Here is a 1,445-nt window from a genome sequence, read left to right on the forward strand (position 1 = left end):
TGAAGTGCCCCCCGAAAGTTGGACGTTAAATTATAACTTTATAAATTCTCTTCATAATGAGCTCGGTATTGTACCGGGCTCATTCCATTTAGCTTCATTTTAATTCTTTTCTTATTATACCAATCAATATATTGCTCAAGTTCCTCTTTGAACTCCTGCATGGATTTAAACTCCCTGGAGTATAAGAGTTCGGACTTCATAATCCCAAAGAAGTTTTCCATGACAGAGTTATCCAAACAATTCCCCTTTCTGGACATACTTTGTATTATCCCGTGTTGGGCCAATGCATTCTGATAGTCTTTATGTTGATACTGCCATCCTTGATCAGAGTGCAACAGGATTTTATTCCCTGCCGGTGCTTTGTCTGTAATAGCAAAAACATCCTTCAACATTTTGTTTATTTGTTCTAAATCTGCTCTATCAGATACATTATAACTAAGTATTTCTCCATTAAACATATCTATTATAGGCGACAAAAAACTTTTTTGTTGACCAATTGATATTTGTGACACATCTGTGGCAAGTTTACTATAAGGGCAATCTGTCTTAAAATCCCTATTGAGGATATTTGGTGCAATTTTGCCGACAGTTCCTTTATAGGAGCGATACCGCTTTTTGCGTATCAGACACTTGATTCCCAAATCCTGCATCAGTTTCTCTACCGTCTTGTGATTTATAACATATCCATCATTACGTAATTGCAAGGTGATGCGGCGATAACCATAGCGTCCTTTGCTTTCCTGAAAGATTTCCTTTATACGTTTCTTTTCCTCTTTATATTTTGAGGTATTGCCAAGTCGTTTAAGGTGGTAATAAAACGTAGAACGAGCCATTCCTTTAATCTCTAACAATAGGTCGAGACCATATTCCGGCCTTAATGAATGGATGACTAGAGACCAGAATCTTTCGTTTTGGCCCTTTTTTCTTCCATTAAGACCTTTGCTTTTTTTAGCAAGGCGTTCTCTGCCCGCAGGCGTAAGTTTTCAGCCTGGAGCTTTTCTAATTCCGTTTGAGGTTCTTTCTTTTTTGGTCGTCCCATATTCTTGATTGGTCGCCCTCGCTGCTTATGACGGTACAATTCTTCATATCCTCCAGATTTGTATTGCTGTATCCAACGGCAAATACTGGAATGACTGACGTCATACTTCACGCAAAGCTGCCACAAAGGTAAGCAATCCTCCTCATACTCCTTGATTATTTGCAACTTCAATTCCAAACTTATAACGGTTTTCTTGTAATTTTCTAAACCGTCAATGCCATATTTCTTATATCTTCCAAAAAGAATATATAAATAATAATCGCTGACATGAAAACGAGTCATCAACTCAACCATGCTGGCTCCGTCTTCATGAAGACGGAGGATTTCTTGCTTTTCTGCTAATGTGTGATGTCTTGACATAAATAAACCCCGAAAGTTTTTTGTCCAACTTTCGGGGGTCACTTCA

At 38.1% G+C, this 1,445-nt stretch carries 1 protein-coding gene and 1 pseudogene; both read right to left on the minus strand.

Features of this window, described 5'->3' with window-relative positions:
* Positions 1-38: 38 nt before the first annotated feature.
* Positions 39-893, minus strand: a pseudogene (locus BUC01_RS24815) (IS3 family transposase); the annotation flags it as partial.
* Positions 890-1,399 (minus strand): helix-turn-helix domain-containing protein, encoded by a 510-nt coding sequence (locus BUC01_RS24820; protein ID WP_073315209.1) that lies wholly within the window; start codon positions 1,397-1,399, stop codon positions 890-892. The pseudogene BUC01_RS24815 and the gene BUC01_RS24820, both read right to left, overlap by 4 nt.
* Positions 1,400-1,445: the final 46 nt, after the last annotated feature.

The sequence above is a fragment of the Bacteroides stercorirosoris genome, from assembly GCF_900142015.1.
In the GTDB taxonomy this organism is placed as follows: Bacteria; Bacteroidota; Bacteroidia; order Bacteroidales; family Bacteroidaceae; genus Bacteroides; species Bacteroides stercorirosoris.

Excerpts from the sequence above, each read along its gene's own strand:
- BUC01_RS24820 (WP_073315209.1), bottom strand. The coding sequence starts at position 1,399 with ATGTCAAGACATCACACATTAGCAGAAAAGCAAGAAATCCTCCGTCTT.